Here is a 15,575-nt window from a genome sequence, read left to right as displayed (position 1 = left end):
GGCGCTCCTAGGCGGCATTGACTGCCATCGCGCTGTGCTATGACTCCCGCACTCCGGGTGTCCCGAAGGTGACGCGCAACCGTTACCGGGGCGCCGCTCTTGACCGTTCGGTGCCCGTCCCAGCACGCTGCGGAAGTGACCGATGCCTCGTCCTTCGCAACAGCCGGCGCCGATCCCACGGCGACATCCGCACCTGTCCCCCTCGGTGCCGGTGGTTCCGCCCCCGCCGACCGCAAGCAGTACATCCTCACCCTCGCGTGCGAGGACCGGCCGGGCATCGTCTACGCCGTCGCCAGCTTCCTGATCCAGCACGGCTGCAACATCCTGCAGAGCGAGCAGTACGACGCCGACGCCGGCGACGGGAGCACCGGCACCTTCTTCATGCGGGTGCAGTTCAGTGCCCTCGACCCGATGGAGACCCTGGAGCGCCTGCGCGCGGGCTTCCTGGCCGTGGCCGACTCGTTCCGGATGCAGTGGCGCCTGGTCGACGCGGCCACCCGCTGCCGCACGCTGATCCTGGTCTCGAAGTTCGGCCACTGCCTGAACGACCTGTTGTTCAGGCACCGCATCGGGGCCCTGGGCATCGACATCCCGGCGGTGGTCAGCAACCACCGGGACTTCCAGGACCTGGTGGAGTCGCACGGCATCCCGTTCATCTACGTGCCGGTGACGAAGGAGACCAAGCCCGAGGCGGAGAAGCAGCTGCTGGAGATCGTCGACCGCGAGCAGATCGACCTGGTGGTGCTGGCCCGGTACATGCAGGTGCTCTCACCGGAGCTCTGCCAGGCCCTGGACGGCCGCGCGATCAACATCCACCACTCGTTCCTGCCGAGTTTCAAGGGTGCCCGGCCCTACCAGCAGGCCCACGCCCGCGGCGTGAAGATCATCGGAGCGACGGCCCACTACGTGACGAGTGACCTGGACGAGGGCCCGATCATCGAGCAGGACGTGGAACGCGTGAAGCACGCGACCACTGCGGACCAGATGGCCGCCGCCGGCCGGGACGTGGAGTGCCGGGTACTCGCGCGGGCGGTGACCTGGCACGCGGAGAACCGGGTGATGATCAACGGTAACAAGACCGTGGTCTTCGGCTGAGTTATCCACAGTTTTCGCGCGACCCGGACTTTTGGGGTGGGGGCTGGTTACTCTCTTTCTCATGAACGGGGGACGTTTTTTCGCGGCACTGCTTGCTGGTGCGCTTCTACTGGTGGCCGGGTGTTCGGGCTCGAAGTCTGATTCGGATACGGAGAGAACTCCGGCCACCAGCGAAACATCAACAACGGTGGGGACAGTGGAGGCCACGCCAAGTATTGAGGCGCCGGTGGCGCCTGAGGCGGAGAAGAGTGCGGAGGGGGCTGAGGCGTTTGTTCGGTATTTTTGGGATGTCTACGACTACAGCTATTTGATACTTGACGAGAAACCACTCGATCAAGTAAGTCAATCCGAATGTAAGTTCTGCTCTTCCGCCATCTCCGAAATAAAAAGCTTTCGATCCGCATCAACACGCAAGCAAGGCGCAGGCGTATCCATCGTGGCGGTAACATCTCCGCCCGTTGAGGATCCGCAACGGCTGATTGTCATCGCCATAATCAATCAGGCGGCAGGGCAAACTATTTCGAGCACCGGCTCGGTTCTAGATATACCCGAGATTGAAAATGCTCGCGCCGCAGTGGCTCTTGAGTGGAACGATGGCTCATGGATTGTCCATGGCATCAATCTTGAGGCCAACTAATGGCCTTCCTTGTTCGATACCTGAGCATTCTACTCATAGCAAGCTGCGCATCGCTGCTATGCGGTCATGCCGCAGCGGATTCCCCCACACCTGGAAGCATTGACTCACTCGCAGACGATGACGAAGTCACCCTCAAAGCCTGGGCTCGATCCGACGGCGGCAAAACCTCCGGAACCGAAGCCAATCCTGTTTCCGCACAACCGAAGACAGTCCGCACCTATCTCCCCGCCTGTACCGAGAACTGGCCGCAGAGGAGCAGTGCCACGCTCTGCCAGAACGCGACCCTCATGTGCCAGGCCACCCCGGATCCGAACGACATCGGGTTCTGGGTGTGGAGTGCTCCAGCGGGGGCCACTACCGCCGAGAGCTGGAGTTCGACGGGTGAGTACTTCTGCCTCGGCGAGACTGAGCCGGGTGAGCCGCCTTTGGTGGTGCCGGTGCTCACCGGGGCAGACTTTCAGCGGTTGCCGTTGCCGGCCTCGCCCATTGTGGTCCAGCCCGCCAACCTTCGAACCCTGGTGAATGTGCCGACCAACCTCTACGCGGACGCTGAGACGGTGACGTTGCCGACCACGATTCTGGGGCAGCCGGTGCAGGTTCGGGCTACGCCGCAGGAGTTTCGGTGGTCCTACGGGGACGGCGAGTCTCTGGCTACGGAGGATGCGGGGGCGCCGTACCCCGAGCTTCGTACTGCCCACGTCTATCGGCAGGCCGGGGAGCGGCGGGTTGCGCTGACCACGGTCTACAGCGGCGAGTACTCAGTGAACGGTGGGCCCTGGCTGCCGGTCGACGGGGTGGCCACGGTGGCCAGTCCGGTGAGCACGTTGGAGGTCGTGGCCGCCGAGAACCGGTTGGTCGCCGAAGGCGCACCTACCCGCCGTGGCGAGTAGGTGCGTCTTCAAGCCGCTCTTTGCTACTGCTCGTCGGGCGTTGCGCGGCGGATGACCAGCCTGGTCCAGGCGCCTACGTAAACCCGGTCTCCCTCGCGGAACTCGATGCGCTGGCCTGCCGGGATCGGGTCGGTGGGCAGGGGCGCCCCGGCGGGGGCGATGTAGGTGCCGTTGGACGACTGCAGGTCTTCGGCGAACCAGCGCTGGCCGTCGGTGGTCAGTTGCGCGTGCCGGCGCGAGACCCCGTGGTCCGTTCCGCAGTCCACCTGGGGGTGGATGTTGCGGCTGGTGGAGCGGCGGCCGACCAGGATGCTCTTGTCCCACAACGGAACTACGGCGGGCATTCCGGCGGACGGGCAGGGCTCGTCGCTCTCCTGGGTGGAGTACCAGTCGGGGTCGATCCAGACCTCGGCCACCCAGGTGAGAGTTGCCTGCTCGGGCGAGGTTGCTGCGGCGGGCGGGGTGACTTGCTGCGGGGTGGTCGGCGCGTTGATCATCACCGCGTCCTCAGCCGGGGCCTCGGTCTCCTGGTCGCCGGGGGCCGGAACCGGCTCCGGCATCACACCAGTGGTGAAGTCGTAGCCGCAGACCTCGCAGAACAGGTCGTCGATCGGCACGACGGCCTGGCAGTTCGGGCACTCCTTGTCTTTCGGCCCGCCCGACGCCGACGCACCACCCGACGAGGGCGCCGGGGCGAGGTCGAGGGGGTTGACCGACGGCGTGGGCGCCGGTGCGGGCGCCGCATTCATCGGCTGACCGCAGACGTCGCAGTAGTCCGTCGATTCGGAGACGTGCCCGTCCGGGCAGCGTGCGCTCATCTCTTGTTGACCCTTGTCGTCTTCGTCGAAGCGGTGTCGAGTGCCATCTCGTCGAGCTTGTCGACAGACCGCTTCAGACGCACGGTGCCGGTCGCCGGATCGTCGATGTCGACCACCTTCCGAAGCTTGCTGGTGGCCTCATCGTTGCCGGTCTCGGCCGCGAGTGCGACCGCACGTCCCAGCTTGGCGGTGGCGGCCTCCTCGTCGCCCGCGGCCTTGGCGGCCAGTCCCTCCTGGATCGCGGAGGCCAGCTCGGCCTGGCCGGTGTAGTGCGCCACGGCCGGGTCGATCCGGGTGGTGAGCGCGTCGTCGCCGGACCACTTGGCCTTCACCAGCCCCTGCGAGACCACCTGGTCGCGGACCATGAGCTGGACCCGGGCGGCGAGCCGTTCCTGGCCCACGGCCTGCGGCTGGACCCGCACGGCCACGTGGTAGTCACGGGACTCGTCGCCCCAGGCGCCGGTGGGGAAGGCCGAGGTCAGCGGGTTCACGTCGACCCGGCGGCTGCTCAGGTCCTCAACGTTGGGCGAGACCTGGCGTACCCACAGCACCTGCGAGCCCTGCGGCGCCCAGACCCGCAGCGTGGCCTCGGCCACGCCCCGGCCCATCGCCTTCTGCATCAGCTGCTCGAAGTCGGCGGCCATCGAGGCCGGGTCGGCGATCAGGTCGACCGTGCCCAGCAGCGCGGTGGACACCCGCCGCAGCTCCGCGACGTCCCAGTCGGCGCCGACACCGCGGCAGTCGCACTGGAACCGGCCGGTGACCGAGTCGATGGCGTTCTGGAACTGGTGCGGCTGCTCGCTCTGGTTCTGGCCGTCGGTGAGCAGGATCGCGTGGCGCTGGGTGGCCTGCGGAACCGTGTCGAACAGCTGCCCCGCGAGCTTCAGCCACGACCCCATCGCCGTGCCGCCGTCGGCCTCCAGCCGGGAGATGGCCTCCTTGGCCGCCGCTCGCGCCCCCGGCTCCATCTGCACCATCGAGACCCGCGCGTTCGGGTACGGGAACGCGCGGGTGGCCACGTGGGTCCCGGAGATGATCGCGAACCAGGTGCCGTCGAGGATCTGATCGACCGCCACCGCGGCCGCCTGCCGGGCGGCGACGATCTTGGCGTCGAGCATCGAGCCGGAGGTGTCGACGATGATGATCTCGGCGGCGTCACCCCCTTCCCCACGGCCGGCCTCACCGGCGCCGGAGCAGGTCACCGACACGATGGCGTGTACGTCGGTGCTGCCCTCCGAGATGAACTCGTTCTGGAACACCTCGGCACTGAAGGACGGCATCTGGTTCTCCGATCGTTCGCGGGCCACCGGCCGGATGGCCCTGTTCATCGTGCCCGATTCACAGGCTGGTCGCGCTCTTGTCCGGGATGTCCGGACGTGGTTCAGGTCTGCGGGCTTCCGTAGTCGGCGGGCGGGTAGGCCTCGGGCATGGGCTGGGTCGGCGGCAGCGGCGAGGTCTGCGCGGCGGCTCCCGCGGGAACCCGTTGCGGTGGGACCGGTGCGACGCGGGCCAGGGCCACGGTGATGTTGTCCTGGCCGCCGCGGGAGTTGGCCCAGTCGACCAGGCGGTTGGCCAGCAGCGCGGGATCGCCCTGGGCCTCGGTCGCGAGACCCCGCACCAGCTCGGCCATGTCGTGCGCCGGGGAGCAGTAGTTCCACAGGCCGTCGGAGCAGACCAGCAGCCAGCCCGGGCGGTCGACGACACGGGAGTCGCGGGTGGGGACGGTGTCCGGGCTGTCCGGGCCGAGCCAGCGGGTGATGGCGTGCGCGCGCGGCCCGTTCTCCGCCTCCTCGCGGGGCACCCCGGCGAGGATCTGCTCGGTGGCCCACGAGTCGTCCCTGGACATCTGTTCCGGTTCGCCGGAGTCCGGGATCCAGTAGATCCGGCTGTCCCCCACCCAGCCCGCGACGATCACGCCGGAGTCGAAGACGGCGGCCGCGAAGGTGCACGACGGCGGGTTGTCCAGGCGCTCACCGGGCCGGCCGCTGGGCTCGCGGCCGGCCTCGACCGCGTGCTTGTTGGCCTCGTCACCGGCCAGGGCCAGGCGCTCGGTCCAGGCCGAGATCCGCCCGGCCACCGAGGGCAGGTCGGCCTGCTGGCGGTCGAGCACGTCCCGGGCGGCGCGGGCGGCCGCCAGGCTGGCGATGTCGGAGTCGGCCGAGGAGGAGACCCCGTCGCAGACCACCAGGACCGCGCGGGAACCATGCTCGGGACGGGCACTCACGGCCATCCCGTCCTCGTTGCGGTGGTGCCGGACGCCGCGGTCGGAGACCGCTGCCACCCAGGCCGCCGGACGTTCCTGCCAGTGATCGCGGATCTTGACCGCGGGCGTCCCACAATTTTCGCAGTAGCCGTCCAGGAAGGTGGTGCCTGCGCAGTTGCGGCACACCGGGCTGAGCGCGTTCATGTCGGCGGGCCGGGTCGGGGTGGTGGCCCCGGGGTGGACCATGCCTCCCGGCCGTTTCAGCCCGTCGGCCGGGATCGGCGAAACGCCGTCGGGCAGGTCCTGCCCGCAGTTCTCGCAGAACAGGTCGCCGGGCTCGGCGGCCACGCCGCAGTTGGGGCAGACGATCTGCTGCCCCGCAGCCGATTCCGGCGCGGAATGCGCGCCGGTCGGCGGAATCTCGTTCACATCAACCTCATAGCCAGGTGATTCACCCATGATCACCGCCACGTCCAGCGGCGGACTCGATTGGCCTCGTCGACGAGCCGTACCCGCTCGTCACGCTGCTCGGTCAGCTGGGCCAGTTCCCGGTAGGCCGTCTCCAGTTCGTCCTGCAGCCCAGGGGCCTGAGCCGGTACGCCACCGACGGTGACATCGGGACGTTCTCCGCCGGAGTTGACGTCGGACAGGGCCGCGGACAGCACGTCGACCCGTAGCTGGGCCCGGTCACGCGGGTCCAGCCGCACCGCGGAAACGCTCTCCAGGGCGGCCGACAGTGCGTCGAGCCCGGCTCCGGAGCCGACCAGCAGCGCGGCCTTCTGGCGGCGCGCGCTGACGAAGCTGCGGCTGGTGGTCGGGACCATGTCCAGCGCCGCGATCGCCGCCTCCAGCTCGCCCTGCCCCTCGGTGTGCCGCTGCGAGCGGATCCGGGCCAGGCCGAACGCCGCCGCGGCGGTGAAGTTGGCGTCGGTGCGCAGGCAGGTCAGGTACAGGCTCTCGGCGATGTCCGGCTGGTTGCCCTCTTCACAGGCCACCGCCAGCGCCAGCTTGGGCGCGAGCTCACCGGGGACCTGGCCGTAGACCGCGTTGAAGGCGGCCTGGGCGTTGGTCGGGTCCTGCCGGGCCAGCGCGGCCAGACCGGCCAGCCAGATCGCCCGCCACTCCCAGGGGTCGTCGTTGAGGATCTCGCCGACCACGCGGTCGGCGGTGGCCAGGTCGCCGGCCTCGACCGCGGTGTAGGCGGTGGCCAGCCGGACCTCGATCGAGGGGTTCAGCGCGTTCAGCAGCAGGTCGAGCTTGGCCACCGGGTCGTCCACGTCGATCGAGGCCAGCCAGGCGGCCTGCGGGTCGGTGTCGTCGACCTTGAGCTTGGGCAGGTTGTCCCACTGCAGCCGGTCGCCCTCGACCACCGGCGGCTCGAACAGCAGCGAGGCGGTGGAGTGCGAGGCCGGCCGCTCACCACGGTGGGCGGCGACCACCTCGCGCAGCACGCCGAGCAACTGGGTGCGCAGCTCGTCGGCGGTGGCGAAGCGGTCGCCCGGGTTGGGCGCGCAGCACTTGGCCAGCAGCCGGTAGAGCGAGTCGTACTGCTGGAACAGCGGCGTGTCGGCCACGTTCGGCAGGGTGGTGGCGTAGGTGGTGGTGTTGCCGCGGAACTCCATCGCCAGCGAGACCAGGCTGCGCCCGACGGTGTAGATGTCGCTGGCGATCGAGGGACCGACGTCCGGCACCTCGGGAGCCTGGTAGCCGACGGTGCCGTAGATCGCCGAGTCCATGTCGTCGATCCGGCGCACACCACCCAGGTCGATCAGCTTGATCGAGTCGCCGGCCTGAATGATGTTGTCCGGCTTGAAGTCGCAGTAGAGCAGGCCGGTGTCGTGCAGGTACTGGAAGGCGGGCAGGACCTCGAGGATGTAGGCGATCGCCTGGTCGACCGGGAACGGGCTGAAGGTGCCGCCGGACTCCTTGAGCCGGTCCTTCAGCAGGTCTTTCAGCGACTTGCCGCCGACGTACTCCATGACGATGTAACCGGCGCTGTCGTGCGTCACGAAGTTGTAGATCTCGACGATCAGCGGGTGCTCGACCTGGGCCAGGAACCGCTGCTCGGCGATCGCCGCGGCCAGCGCGTCCGGGTCGCCGGAGTTCAGCAGGCCCTTGAGCACCACCCAGCGGTCGGAGACGTTCTTGTCTTTGGCCAGGTAGATCCAGCCCAGGCCGCCGTGCGCGATCGCGCCGACCACCTCGTACTGGTGGGCGACCAGATCGCCCTTCTTCAGCTTGGGGGTGAAGGAGAACGGCGCGCGGCAGTTCGGGCAGAAGCCCTCCGGCCGGCCCTCGCGCCCCTGCCGGGAGCGGCCCACCGGGTTGCCGCAGTTCGGGCAGTAGCGCCGGCTCTCCGGTACCTGCGGGTCGTCCTTGACTGCGGCCAGCGGGTCGGGGACCGCGGCCGGGGGCACCGTGGTGATGCCCGCGCCCAGCCGGGCACCCCGGGTGCGCGACGAGGTGGAGCCCAGCCGACGGGTGTTGTTGGTGCCGCCCATCGCCCGGGCCGAGCCCAGGGGCGCGCTGGCCAGACGGTTGGAGGACGCGGTGCGGCTGGACATCACCCGCGCCGAGTCGGCCTCCACCGGTCCGCCGCCGGCCGCGGCGGGCGCGCTGACCCCGGCCGGCGAACCGCAGACGTTGCAGTAGCCGTCTTCGATGGTGCCGGTGCAGCCCGGCTGGGTGCAGGCGAGCGGAGTCGAAGGCATTTCAGATTCCTCCCCCGGGGACCGGGACGATCAGCCGCTGGTAGTTCTCGACTGTGTTGCGAGCGTCCTGGATGTGGCAGGGCACGGCCGAGAGCGCGGCCTCTGCCTGTTCTTTGACGAGTGCGACGAGCGGATCGTTCGCCCGGCCGTTGGCCTTGGCCTTGGCGGCGAACGCCTGGAGCAGACCGAGCAGGACGGCGGGCTCACCGAGAGCCCGGGTGTAGGTATCGCGTACCTGCCGCATCGCGGCGGCGACCAGTTCCAGCCGGGCCCGGAACGCGTCGAGGGCCTCGCGCGTCTGCGGCACCTTTCCGAGCCTGGAGACGTCCGGCACCGCCAGTTTGGGGGTCGGTACCACCGCTGCGCGGGTACGGTCCACGAGCCGGAACAGCTCCTCGGCCTCGGCCTCGAGTTCACGACGGCGGGCCAGGGTGGCGCGGTAGTCGCGGCCCAGGTCGCGATGCGCGGCGCCGGCCACGATCAGGTCGCGCTCGGCCTTGGCCGCGGCTGCCTCGATCGCGGCGAACGGGCCGCTCACGTCCGACCCGCGTCGGGCCCGGGCCGCCAGTTCGTCGAGTCGCCGGGTGAGCGCGTCGATGTCGGGCAGCGAGGCCGGGCGGGTGGCCCGGCTGTCGGCCAGTTGCTCGGCGCAGCGTTCCAGTGTGGCCCGGGTGGCCTGGATCCGGGCGGCCACGTCGGCCGCCATCGGATCGAACGACAGCCGGGCCCGCAGCGTGGCGGTGAGCGCGTCGGACAGCCGGCAGGCCTCGACCAGCGAAAGACCCATCATCGTGCCGGTCATCGCGGCTGAGCCACCGCCCGCACCGGTGCCCCAGATCACTCGGGACATCTGCTCCTGCTGCTGCGGGCCGACCCGGCCGGAGTCCCAGATCCGGGTGAGCTCGCCCCAGCGGTCGCTGACCGACTGCCACATGGTCATCGCCAGGGTCAGGTCGGCGGTGTAGCTGTCGGCCTCGTCCGAGCGCAGGGCGGCGGCGTCGATCTGGTCGAGCTCCCGCTTGCGCGAGGCCCGCCAGGTGTCCAGCGCGCCGAGGTAGGTGCGCAACTCGTCCACGCCGATCGCCTGGCCCAGACGGCCCGGGGCGGTGGGGGCCGTGGCGTGTTCCGGTCGTGTCATCGAGGGCAATTCGACCACGATGCCCGCCGTTCGCGCTGCCTCGGGGGTGTGGGGAACATCAGCCGCGCTTCTCCAGCGCTGTCTGCTGGCGTCCGTAGACCGCCTTGGGCACCGGCTGCTTGGTGCTCTTGCCCTTCATCCACTTGTCATAAAGACCGTCGAGCGTGCCGTCGGCCCGCATCTGCTCGAGCACCAGGTTGACGAAGCGGGTGAAGTCGTAGTCGTCCGGCGCGATACCGAGGCCGTAGGGCACGTCGGTGAGCGGCGCGCCGACCACCTTGGCGTACTTGTCCTGATCCACGAAGCCGGCCAGCACCGTGTCGTCGCCGGTGATGGCGGTGGCCTCGCCCTCCTGGAACCGGACCAGGCACTCGCCGACGTCCCCGACCTCCACCTGCACGACCCCAGTGCCCTCAAGGCTGGCCAGACTGGTGGAACCCGTTGCCGCGCAGACCGTCTGACCTTCCAGATCGGCCAGCTTGGTAGCCTTGGAGTCGCTGCGTACCAGCACCTTCTGGCCGGCTCGGTAGTACTCGGTGGAGAAGTTGATGAACTCGTCCGGCTTCGCCTTGCTGCCGAACCAGCGCTCGCAGGTCATCGTCATTGTGTGGGCGACCAACTGCACGTCACCGTTCTTCAGCCGGGGTAGCCGATCGGCGAAGTTGATCACTTCGTACTCGACCTGGACCTTGGGGCCGATCGCATCGGCGATGTGATTGGCCACGTCGATGTCGAAGCCCCGCAGATCCTTGGAGCCAGGTTCACGCGCCCCCCAGAGGGTCACGTCCCCGGCCACACCGACTATCAGTTTTCCGCTCTCACGAACCTCGGCCATGGTCGATTTCTCCGGCCAGGCCGAGGGATTCAGGCTGGCACCCTGAGGATCTATCGACGCCACCGCAGGCAGACCATCGTCGCACTTGTCGTTGAGGGCAGCAGCCACCACCGGCTGGGCCGGGATTGCCTCAGGAGTCGCCTGGTGCGTGGCCCGGGCACTGGAGCAACCGGCCAACAGCAGGGCCCCGGCCGCGGTGGCCGCCAGGATCCGCAGGGTGCGCGTGGATTTCGTCATCGTCATCACCGGTACTCGTCGAGTCGGAGTGAGACGCCCCACCAGGCGCCGGCTGCACACAGCGCGCCGACGACGAGCAGGAGCAGGGCGACCGGCAGCAGCGGGTCGTTCGCAGTACCGAGCCGATCCAGAGCTACTTCCTTCTGTTGTTCCAGGTCGGCCCGGGTCTGGTCGTCGTAGCGGTCGAAGAACGCGTTGCCCGAGCCGTCACCCGAACTGATCGCCTGGTCGACCGCGGTGTCCCACTGGCCGCCCAGGTCGAGCTCGTTCACCTTCTTGTGAGCCTCGCCGTACTGTTCGAGGGAGGCCTTGGCATCTGGGTAATCGAGCCCGTCGAGACTGCCGACAGCGTCGGTGTAGGAGTTGTTCCACACCTCGTCGGACGGGCTGGCCGAGCCCCGGTCGATCAGGGTCAGGCTCTCCTGGGCTTTGGCGTCGAACGCCGCCACCCGTGAATTGCTGAGCTCGATAGCCCGTTCGAGCGGGCCGAAGCGCACGTCGCTGGCCTCGCTCTGCGCCGAGGACATCACCACGGTCGCCCCCACCAGCACTGCGGCCAGTCCGATGGTGGACGCAGCGGCCGGGATGTTCACGTAACGGTGCGAGTGCCGGGTGATCAGGAGCTGTGCGTAGACAAGACCTCCGACGCCGATCACGCCGGCCAGAAGGAGCAGCCAGCGGGCGTTCTCGGACTGGGAAAAGGCGTCGTCCCGGGCCGTGACGGATGCGACCGCCCGCTCGTTCAGCAGCGTGTCGATGCCCTTGATCTCTTCGTCGCCCCTTGTTTCGCCCCGGAGCAGGGCGCTGGCCGACTGCAAGTAGCTGGCCCCGACAGCGTCGCCCTGCCGGTTGTTGGCCCGTGCAGAGGAGATGTACCCGGCATACCGGGTGAGCAGAGCGTTCGCCTGGCCCAGCGATCTAGCGTCAGCCTCACTGTGCCGGGAGGCCAGGGCGAGGTCGCGCGAAGCCTCCTTCAGCGCGCGGATGTAGGCGAGCCGCTGATCCTGCGGTTCCAGACCGTCGCCGAGGAAGGAGTTGGTGGCCGCCGCGTCGGCCTCTACCAACTTGGTCTGCACGTTCTGCAGCAGCAGCAGGTGCTCGGAAGACGCGTCGGCCCGGGACAGCGCCGACGAACGCATCTGCAGCGCCCACCCACCCAGCAGCGCAGAGATCACCACCGACAACACAGCCCCGAGCGCAATCAGCCGCAGCCGCCCCGGACTACCGGCGAACGAGGCCCGCAGTGCCTGCCCGGCCGCCTGGATCCGGTTGGGCGGTGGCGCCGCCTCGGGACCACTCCGGACGAACACGGGCGCGGGCACAACCGTCTGACTCATGACGCACTCTCCTGCCCAGCGGGGTCGGTGTCCGGAGCGCTCACATCCGTGCTGACGTCTGCTTCGGGGGATTCGTTGCTTGCTACTTCGTCCTCGCTGGCTACTTCGTCCTCGCCGTCCAGGTCGCTCGGCAGCAGTTCACGCAACTGCTCCACGGTGGGGGTCTCGACGTCTCTCAGCCGCCAGGCCTGGTGCCCGATCGCGGCCTCGAGCACGTTGCGGGCCCAGCGCCCGTTGCCGAAACCGGTCGGCCGCTCGTCGGGCAGCAGCTCGCGGAAGCGTTCGCGCGTGGCCTCGCCCACCAGGTAGTCGGCGTTGCCGGCGTGCATCGAGAAGATCTGCTCGAGCTCGTCGTCGGTGTAGTCGTCGAACTCGATCGTGGTGCGGAACCGGCTGGACAGGCCCGGGTTGCTGGCGATGAAACCGGCCATCGGCAGCGGGTACCCGGCGACGATGACCACCAGGTCGTCGCGGTGGTCCTCCATCTCCTTGACCAGCGTGTCGATCGCCTCGGTGCCGTAGTCGTCACCGGCGAGCGAGTAGGCCTCGTCGATGAACAGCACTCCGCCCAGGGCACTCTTGACCACCTCGGCGGTCTTCGGGGCGGTCTGCCCCAGGTAACCGGCCACCAGCTCCGACCGGTCGACCTCGACCAGGTGCCCCTGGCTGAGCAGCCCGAGGGCACGGTAGATGCCCGCCACCAGGCGGGCCACGGTGGTCTTGCCGGTGCCCGGGTTGCCGTTGAACACCAGGTGCCGGGTGATCGTGACGCTGCGCAGACCGGCCTCGGCCCGCAGCTTCTCGACCCGCAGAAGCTGTGCCTGCCGGTGGATCTCGTTCTTCACCGTGGTCAGGCCGATCAGCTCGTCGAGCTCGGCGAGCAGTTCTTCCAGCGACCTGGCCGGCGGCTCGGGTTCTTTCGGAGCTTCGACTGAGGACGTGGGTGAGGCCTGCTGCGGTTGGGCGGAGGTCAGGCCCGCGGCCGGGTTGGGATCGGTGTTCTGTGACTGGGCCGGGTCTGGACCACCGGTGAAACGCCAGCCCCCAGGCAGATCCTGCACCGACAGAGGCCCGAAGGGCGCCAGGGCGGGGATCACGGGAGTGCTTGGAACATAGGACGATTGCGGCGCCGGCTCGGTGGGTGGCGGCAGGGGGCGGAGATTTGCCCCCGCCAGTTGAGCGGCGGAGGCGGCCGAGGCGTTGGCTACCACCCGCATCGACGGTTCGCCCAGCGAGCAGGCCGCGGAAGCCACCTCGGTGAGGGCCTTTGCGTAGTCTTCGGACTGGGGGGAGCCGGACTGGGCCAGCCTGGTGAGCAGTGCCGTGGGCGAGTTGCGCCAGCGCCGCGCACTGCTGGCCGCATCGAAGAAGTCCTGCACGGTGCGGCCCTGGGCCGCGGCCCACTGATGGGCGGCGCCGGTGGCCGACTCGGCGATGGCGGCCGCGAAAGCCGCACCTTCGGAACGCACCTCGGCCTCGTCGAGGCCGGCTGCGACACCCGTGGCGGCAAGCTTCGCCAGGGCCGGAAGGAGTTCGTGGCGATCGCTCATGCCGCACCCGTCGGTGGTTCGAGCCGGCGTACCGGCGGGGTCCGGCCCGGATCGGTGGGCTCGTCTTCCAGCTCGATGCTCGGTGCGCGCTGGTCGGCGGACGGAGCGGTGCGCGGCGGCACCCCGGACAACGGCGGCGGCGCCTGGCCGGGTTGCGGTGGCGCGTTGATCTGACCGATCTCCAGACCGGTTCCCGCACCGAACTTCTCGGCGAGGAACTGACCGTGGGCGATCAGGGCGGCGGCATCGGCCCGGACCACCGCGTCGAGGATCTGGTCCATCTTGTAGGCCAGCAGGTCGAGCTGGTCGCAGAGCAGGAGCAGGGCCGTCTTGCCGTTGGCGATCGGCCGGGTGTCGGCCCACGAGCGGGGCAGCCGCAGGTAGCCGCCGACCGCCTCGGGCAGGTAGCTGGTGGCGGTGGCGACCACCGTGTGCGCCTGGTAGCTGCCCGCCCCGAGCTGGTCGAGCCGGGGGATCGTGTCGCGCACGATCGAGGCCACCCGGGCCACCCGGGACAGCACCATCGTGGGCACCCGGTCGGCGATCTCCTGCTCGAAGGCGGCCAGCTCGTCCAGCAGCTCGGCGCTGGTCTTCACCTTGGGCAGCTCCAGCCGGGGCTGCTCCGGCTCGGGCTCCCGGCCGAAGACCCGGCCGAGCCAGTCACCGAAGGACACGACGGCCCCGTTCTGCGCACATCTTCAGCTCTTCTGCTTCCCCGCTCGTGTCAGCGTCGCTTGCTCAGCGGCCCATGCCGAGGTCGAGCGAACCGCCCCGCTCGGCCTGCGCGGTGCGCTGGTCGTTGGCGTGCACCCGGTCGAGATAGCCGCGGGCCTTGGTGGTCTCGGTCTCCAGCGTGCCGATGGTGGCCGCCATCGTGTCCAGCGCCTGCACCTTGAACGTGTCGATCGCGTCCATCGTGGCGTAGATGTTGGCGAAGGCCCGCTGCAGCTCGGGCAGGCCGACCGCGGCCGACGCGGCGCCGGCCTGGATCCGCGCCGAGTTGTCCTTCAGCATCTCCGAGGTGCTCTCGATCATCCGCGAGGTGGTGCTGTTCAGCGCGGTGATCTGGTCGAGCACGAGCTGCTGGTTGGACAGCGCCTGGGCCACGATCACCGCGGTGCGCAGGGCCGAGACCGTGGTGGTGGTGGCCCGGTCGACGCCCTTGATCAGCTCCAGGTTGTTCTTGATGATGATGTCCATCGCCAGGTAGCCCTGGATCGACACGGCCAGCTGGGTGAGCAGGTCCTGGTGCTTCTGCCGGACGTAGAACAGGACGTCCTCGCGCAGGGCCTTGGCCCGCTGCGGGTCGGAGGCCTCGAACTCGGCGATCTGCGCCGACAGGCGCGAGTCCAGCCGCTCGGCCACGTAGATGTACTGGTTCAGCCGGGCCATCGTGGTCCAGAGGTGCTGCTTCTCCTGGTTCAGCGAGGCGTTGTCGCGACGCAGCTCGTCCTGGCCGTTGTAGAGCGCCTGGATGATCGCGTTGAGCTGCTCCTGCGCGCTCTGGTAGCGCTGGAAGTAGTCGCGCACCTTGTTGCCGAACGGGATCATCCCGAGGATCTTCTTGGTGCCGGTGGCCCCCTTGGGGTCCAGCTCCTCGACCGTGCGCCGCAGCTCCACCAGGGTGGCGCCGACCTTGGACCCCTTGGCCAGACCGCCCTCGTTCAACGCCTTCACCGGCACCTGGAGCAGCCGGTTGGAACTGTCGGCGGCCTCCCGGATGTCGGTGTCGCCCATCGTGCGCACGTCGTTGGTGCGGCTGGCGAACTCCGGCGACTTGGGGTCGGCCGACATCAGCGAGCCGATGTAGTCGTCCACCTTGGCGTCCAGCCCGGGCAGCGCCGCCGGGTCGATGGCCGGGGCCAGCTCCGGCGCCTGGGTCTGGGCGATCGCCGGCGGTGGCTCCGGCGCGGTCAGGGTGAGCGAGGACACAGCCGGAGCAGGGGGCTGCAGGGGGCTCGGGCGGCTGGCAGCAGCCTGACCGCCGGGGCTCGTAGGCTCGCTCATCGGATCCCTTTCGCGTCAGTTCCCCCCGGACACCGGTGAGGCATCAGGGCTTCCTGCGGGCCGAGGAGGGCCCGCACCTTGCACAACGCTCTGCCCCGGGCCGACGTTGCATGCTCG

13 protein-coding genes are annotated in these 15,575 nt (G+C 69.3%); 3 read left to right on the top strand and 10 right to left on the bottom strand.

Annotated features, from left to right (window positions below; all coding sequences use genetic code 11):
• The first annotated feature begins 135 nt into the window (after positions 1 to 135).
• From purU to LWF15_RS14710, 3 genes are all read left to right on the top strand, one after another.
• Complete coding sequence (gene purU / locus LWF15_RS14720) at positions 136 to 1,095, top strand: formyltetrahydrofolate deformylase (protein WP_232811362.1); 960 nt, start codon at positions 136 to 138, stop codon at positions 1,093 to 1,095.
• Positions 1,096 to 1,156: 61 nt separating this feature from the next.
• The gene (locus LWF15_RS14715; protein ID WP_232811361.1) at positions 1,157 to 1,732 is read left to right on the top strand and encodes a DUF6318 family protein; all 576 of its coding nucleotides are present in this window, start codon (positions 1,157 to 1,159) and stop codon (positions 1,730 to 1,732) included.
• 287 nt (positions 1,733 to 2,019) lie between these two features.
• Positions 2,020 to 2,622, top strand: coding sequence for a hypothetical protein (locus tag LWF15_RS14710; protein ID WP_232811360.1), 603 nt, complete (start codon positions 2,020 to 2,022; stop codon positions 2,620 to 2,622).
• 23 nt (positions 2,623 to 2,645) lie between these two features.
• Here LWF15_RS14710 and LWF15_RS14705 read toward each other — a convergent pair whose 3' ends face one another.
• The 10 genes from LWF15_RS14705 to LWF15_RS14660 all read right to left on the bottom strand — a co-directional run bounded on the left by LWF15_RS14705 (position 2,646) and on the right by LWF15_RS14660 (position 15,458).
• Entirely contained in the window at positions 2,646 to 3,440 is a 795-nt protein-coding gene (locus tag LWF15_RS14705) for an FHA domain-containing protein (RefSeq protein ID WP_232811359.1), read from the bottom strand.
• Positions 3,437 to 4,720: a vWA domain-containing protein gene (locus LWF15_RS14700; protein WP_232811358.1), complete on the bottom strand. Its 1,284-nt coding sequence runs from the start codon at positions 4,718 to 4,720 to the stop codon at positions 3,437 to 3,439. Before LWF15_RS14700 ends, LWF15_RS14705 begins: the two co-directional genes overlap by 4 nt.
• Positions 4,721 to 4,821: 101 nt before the next feature.
• Positions 4,822 to 6,072: a protein phosphatase 2C domain-containing protein gene (locus tag LWF15_RS14695; protein WP_232811357.1), complete on the bottom strand. Its 1,251-nt coding sequence runs from the start codon at positions 6,070 to 6,072 to the stop codon at positions 4,822 to 4,824.
• A 32-nt stretch (positions 6,073 to 6,104) separates the two neighbouring features.
• Positions 6,105 to 8,354, bottom strand: coding sequence for a serine/threonine-protein kinase (locus LWF15_RS14690; RefSeq protein WP_232811356.1), 2,250 nt, complete (start codon positions 8,352 to 8,354; stop codon positions 6,105 to 6,107).
• A gap of 1 nt (position 8,355) precedes the next feature.
• On the bottom strand, positions 8,356 to 9,492 hold the full coding sequence (locus tag LWF15_RS14685) for a hypothetical protein (RefSeq protein WP_232811355.1): 1,137 nt from the start codon (positions 9,490 to 9,492) through the stop codon (positions 8,356 to 8,358).
• Positions 9,493 to 9,550: 58 nt separating this feature from the next.
• Positions 9,551 to 10,564: a glutamate ABC transporter substrate-binding protein gene (locus LWF15_RS14680; RefSeq protein WP_232811354.1), complete on the bottom strand. Its 1,014-nt coding sequence runs from the start codon at positions 10,562 to 10,564 to the stop codon at positions 9,551 to 9,553.
• 5 nt (positions 10,565 to 10,569) lie between these two features.
• Positions 10,570 to 11,901, bottom strand: coding sequence for a hypothetical protein (locus tag LWF15_RS14675; RefSeq protein ID WP_232811353.1), 1,332 nt, complete (start codon positions 11,899 to 11,901; stop codon positions 10,570 to 10,572).
• Positions 11,898 to 13,451 carry an AAA family ATPase gene (locus tag LWF15_RS14670; RefSeq protein ID WP_232811352.1) on the bottom strand — a complete coding sequence of 518 codons (1,554 nt, stop codon included), beginning with the start codon at positions 13,449 to 13,451 and terminating at the stop codon, positions 11,898 to 11,900. The genes LWF15_RS14675 and LWF15_RS14670 overlap by 4 nt, the downstream gene beginning before the upstream one ends.
• The gene (locus LWF15_RS14665; protein WP_232811351.1) at positions 13,448 to 14,125 is read right to left on the bottom strand and encodes a hypothetical protein; all 678 of its coding nucleotides are present in this window, start codon (positions 14,123 to 14,125) and stop codon (positions 13,448 to 13,450) included. Before LWF15_RS14665 ends, LWF15_RS14670 begins: the two co-directional genes overlap by 4 nt.
• A 64-nt stretch (positions 14,126 to 14,189) precedes the next feature.
• Positions 14,190 to 15,458, bottom strand: a complete 1,269-nt coding sequence (locus tag LWF15_RS14660) for a toxic anion resistance protein (RefSeq protein ID WP_232811350.1) — start codon at positions 15,456 to 15,458, stop codon at positions 14,190 to 14,192.
• Between the last annotated feature and the right edge of the window lie 117 nt (positions 15,459 to 15,575).

It is taken from the genome of Kineosporia rhizophila (genome assembly GCF_021277265.1).
Taxonomy (GTDB): domain Bacteria; phylum Actinomycetota; class Actinomycetes; order Actinomycetales; family Kineosporiaceae; genus Kineosporia; species Kineosporia rhizophila.
The sequence above is the reverse complement of the archived record's forward strand: the minus strand, read 5'-3'. Positions and strand labels throughout refer to the sequence as shown.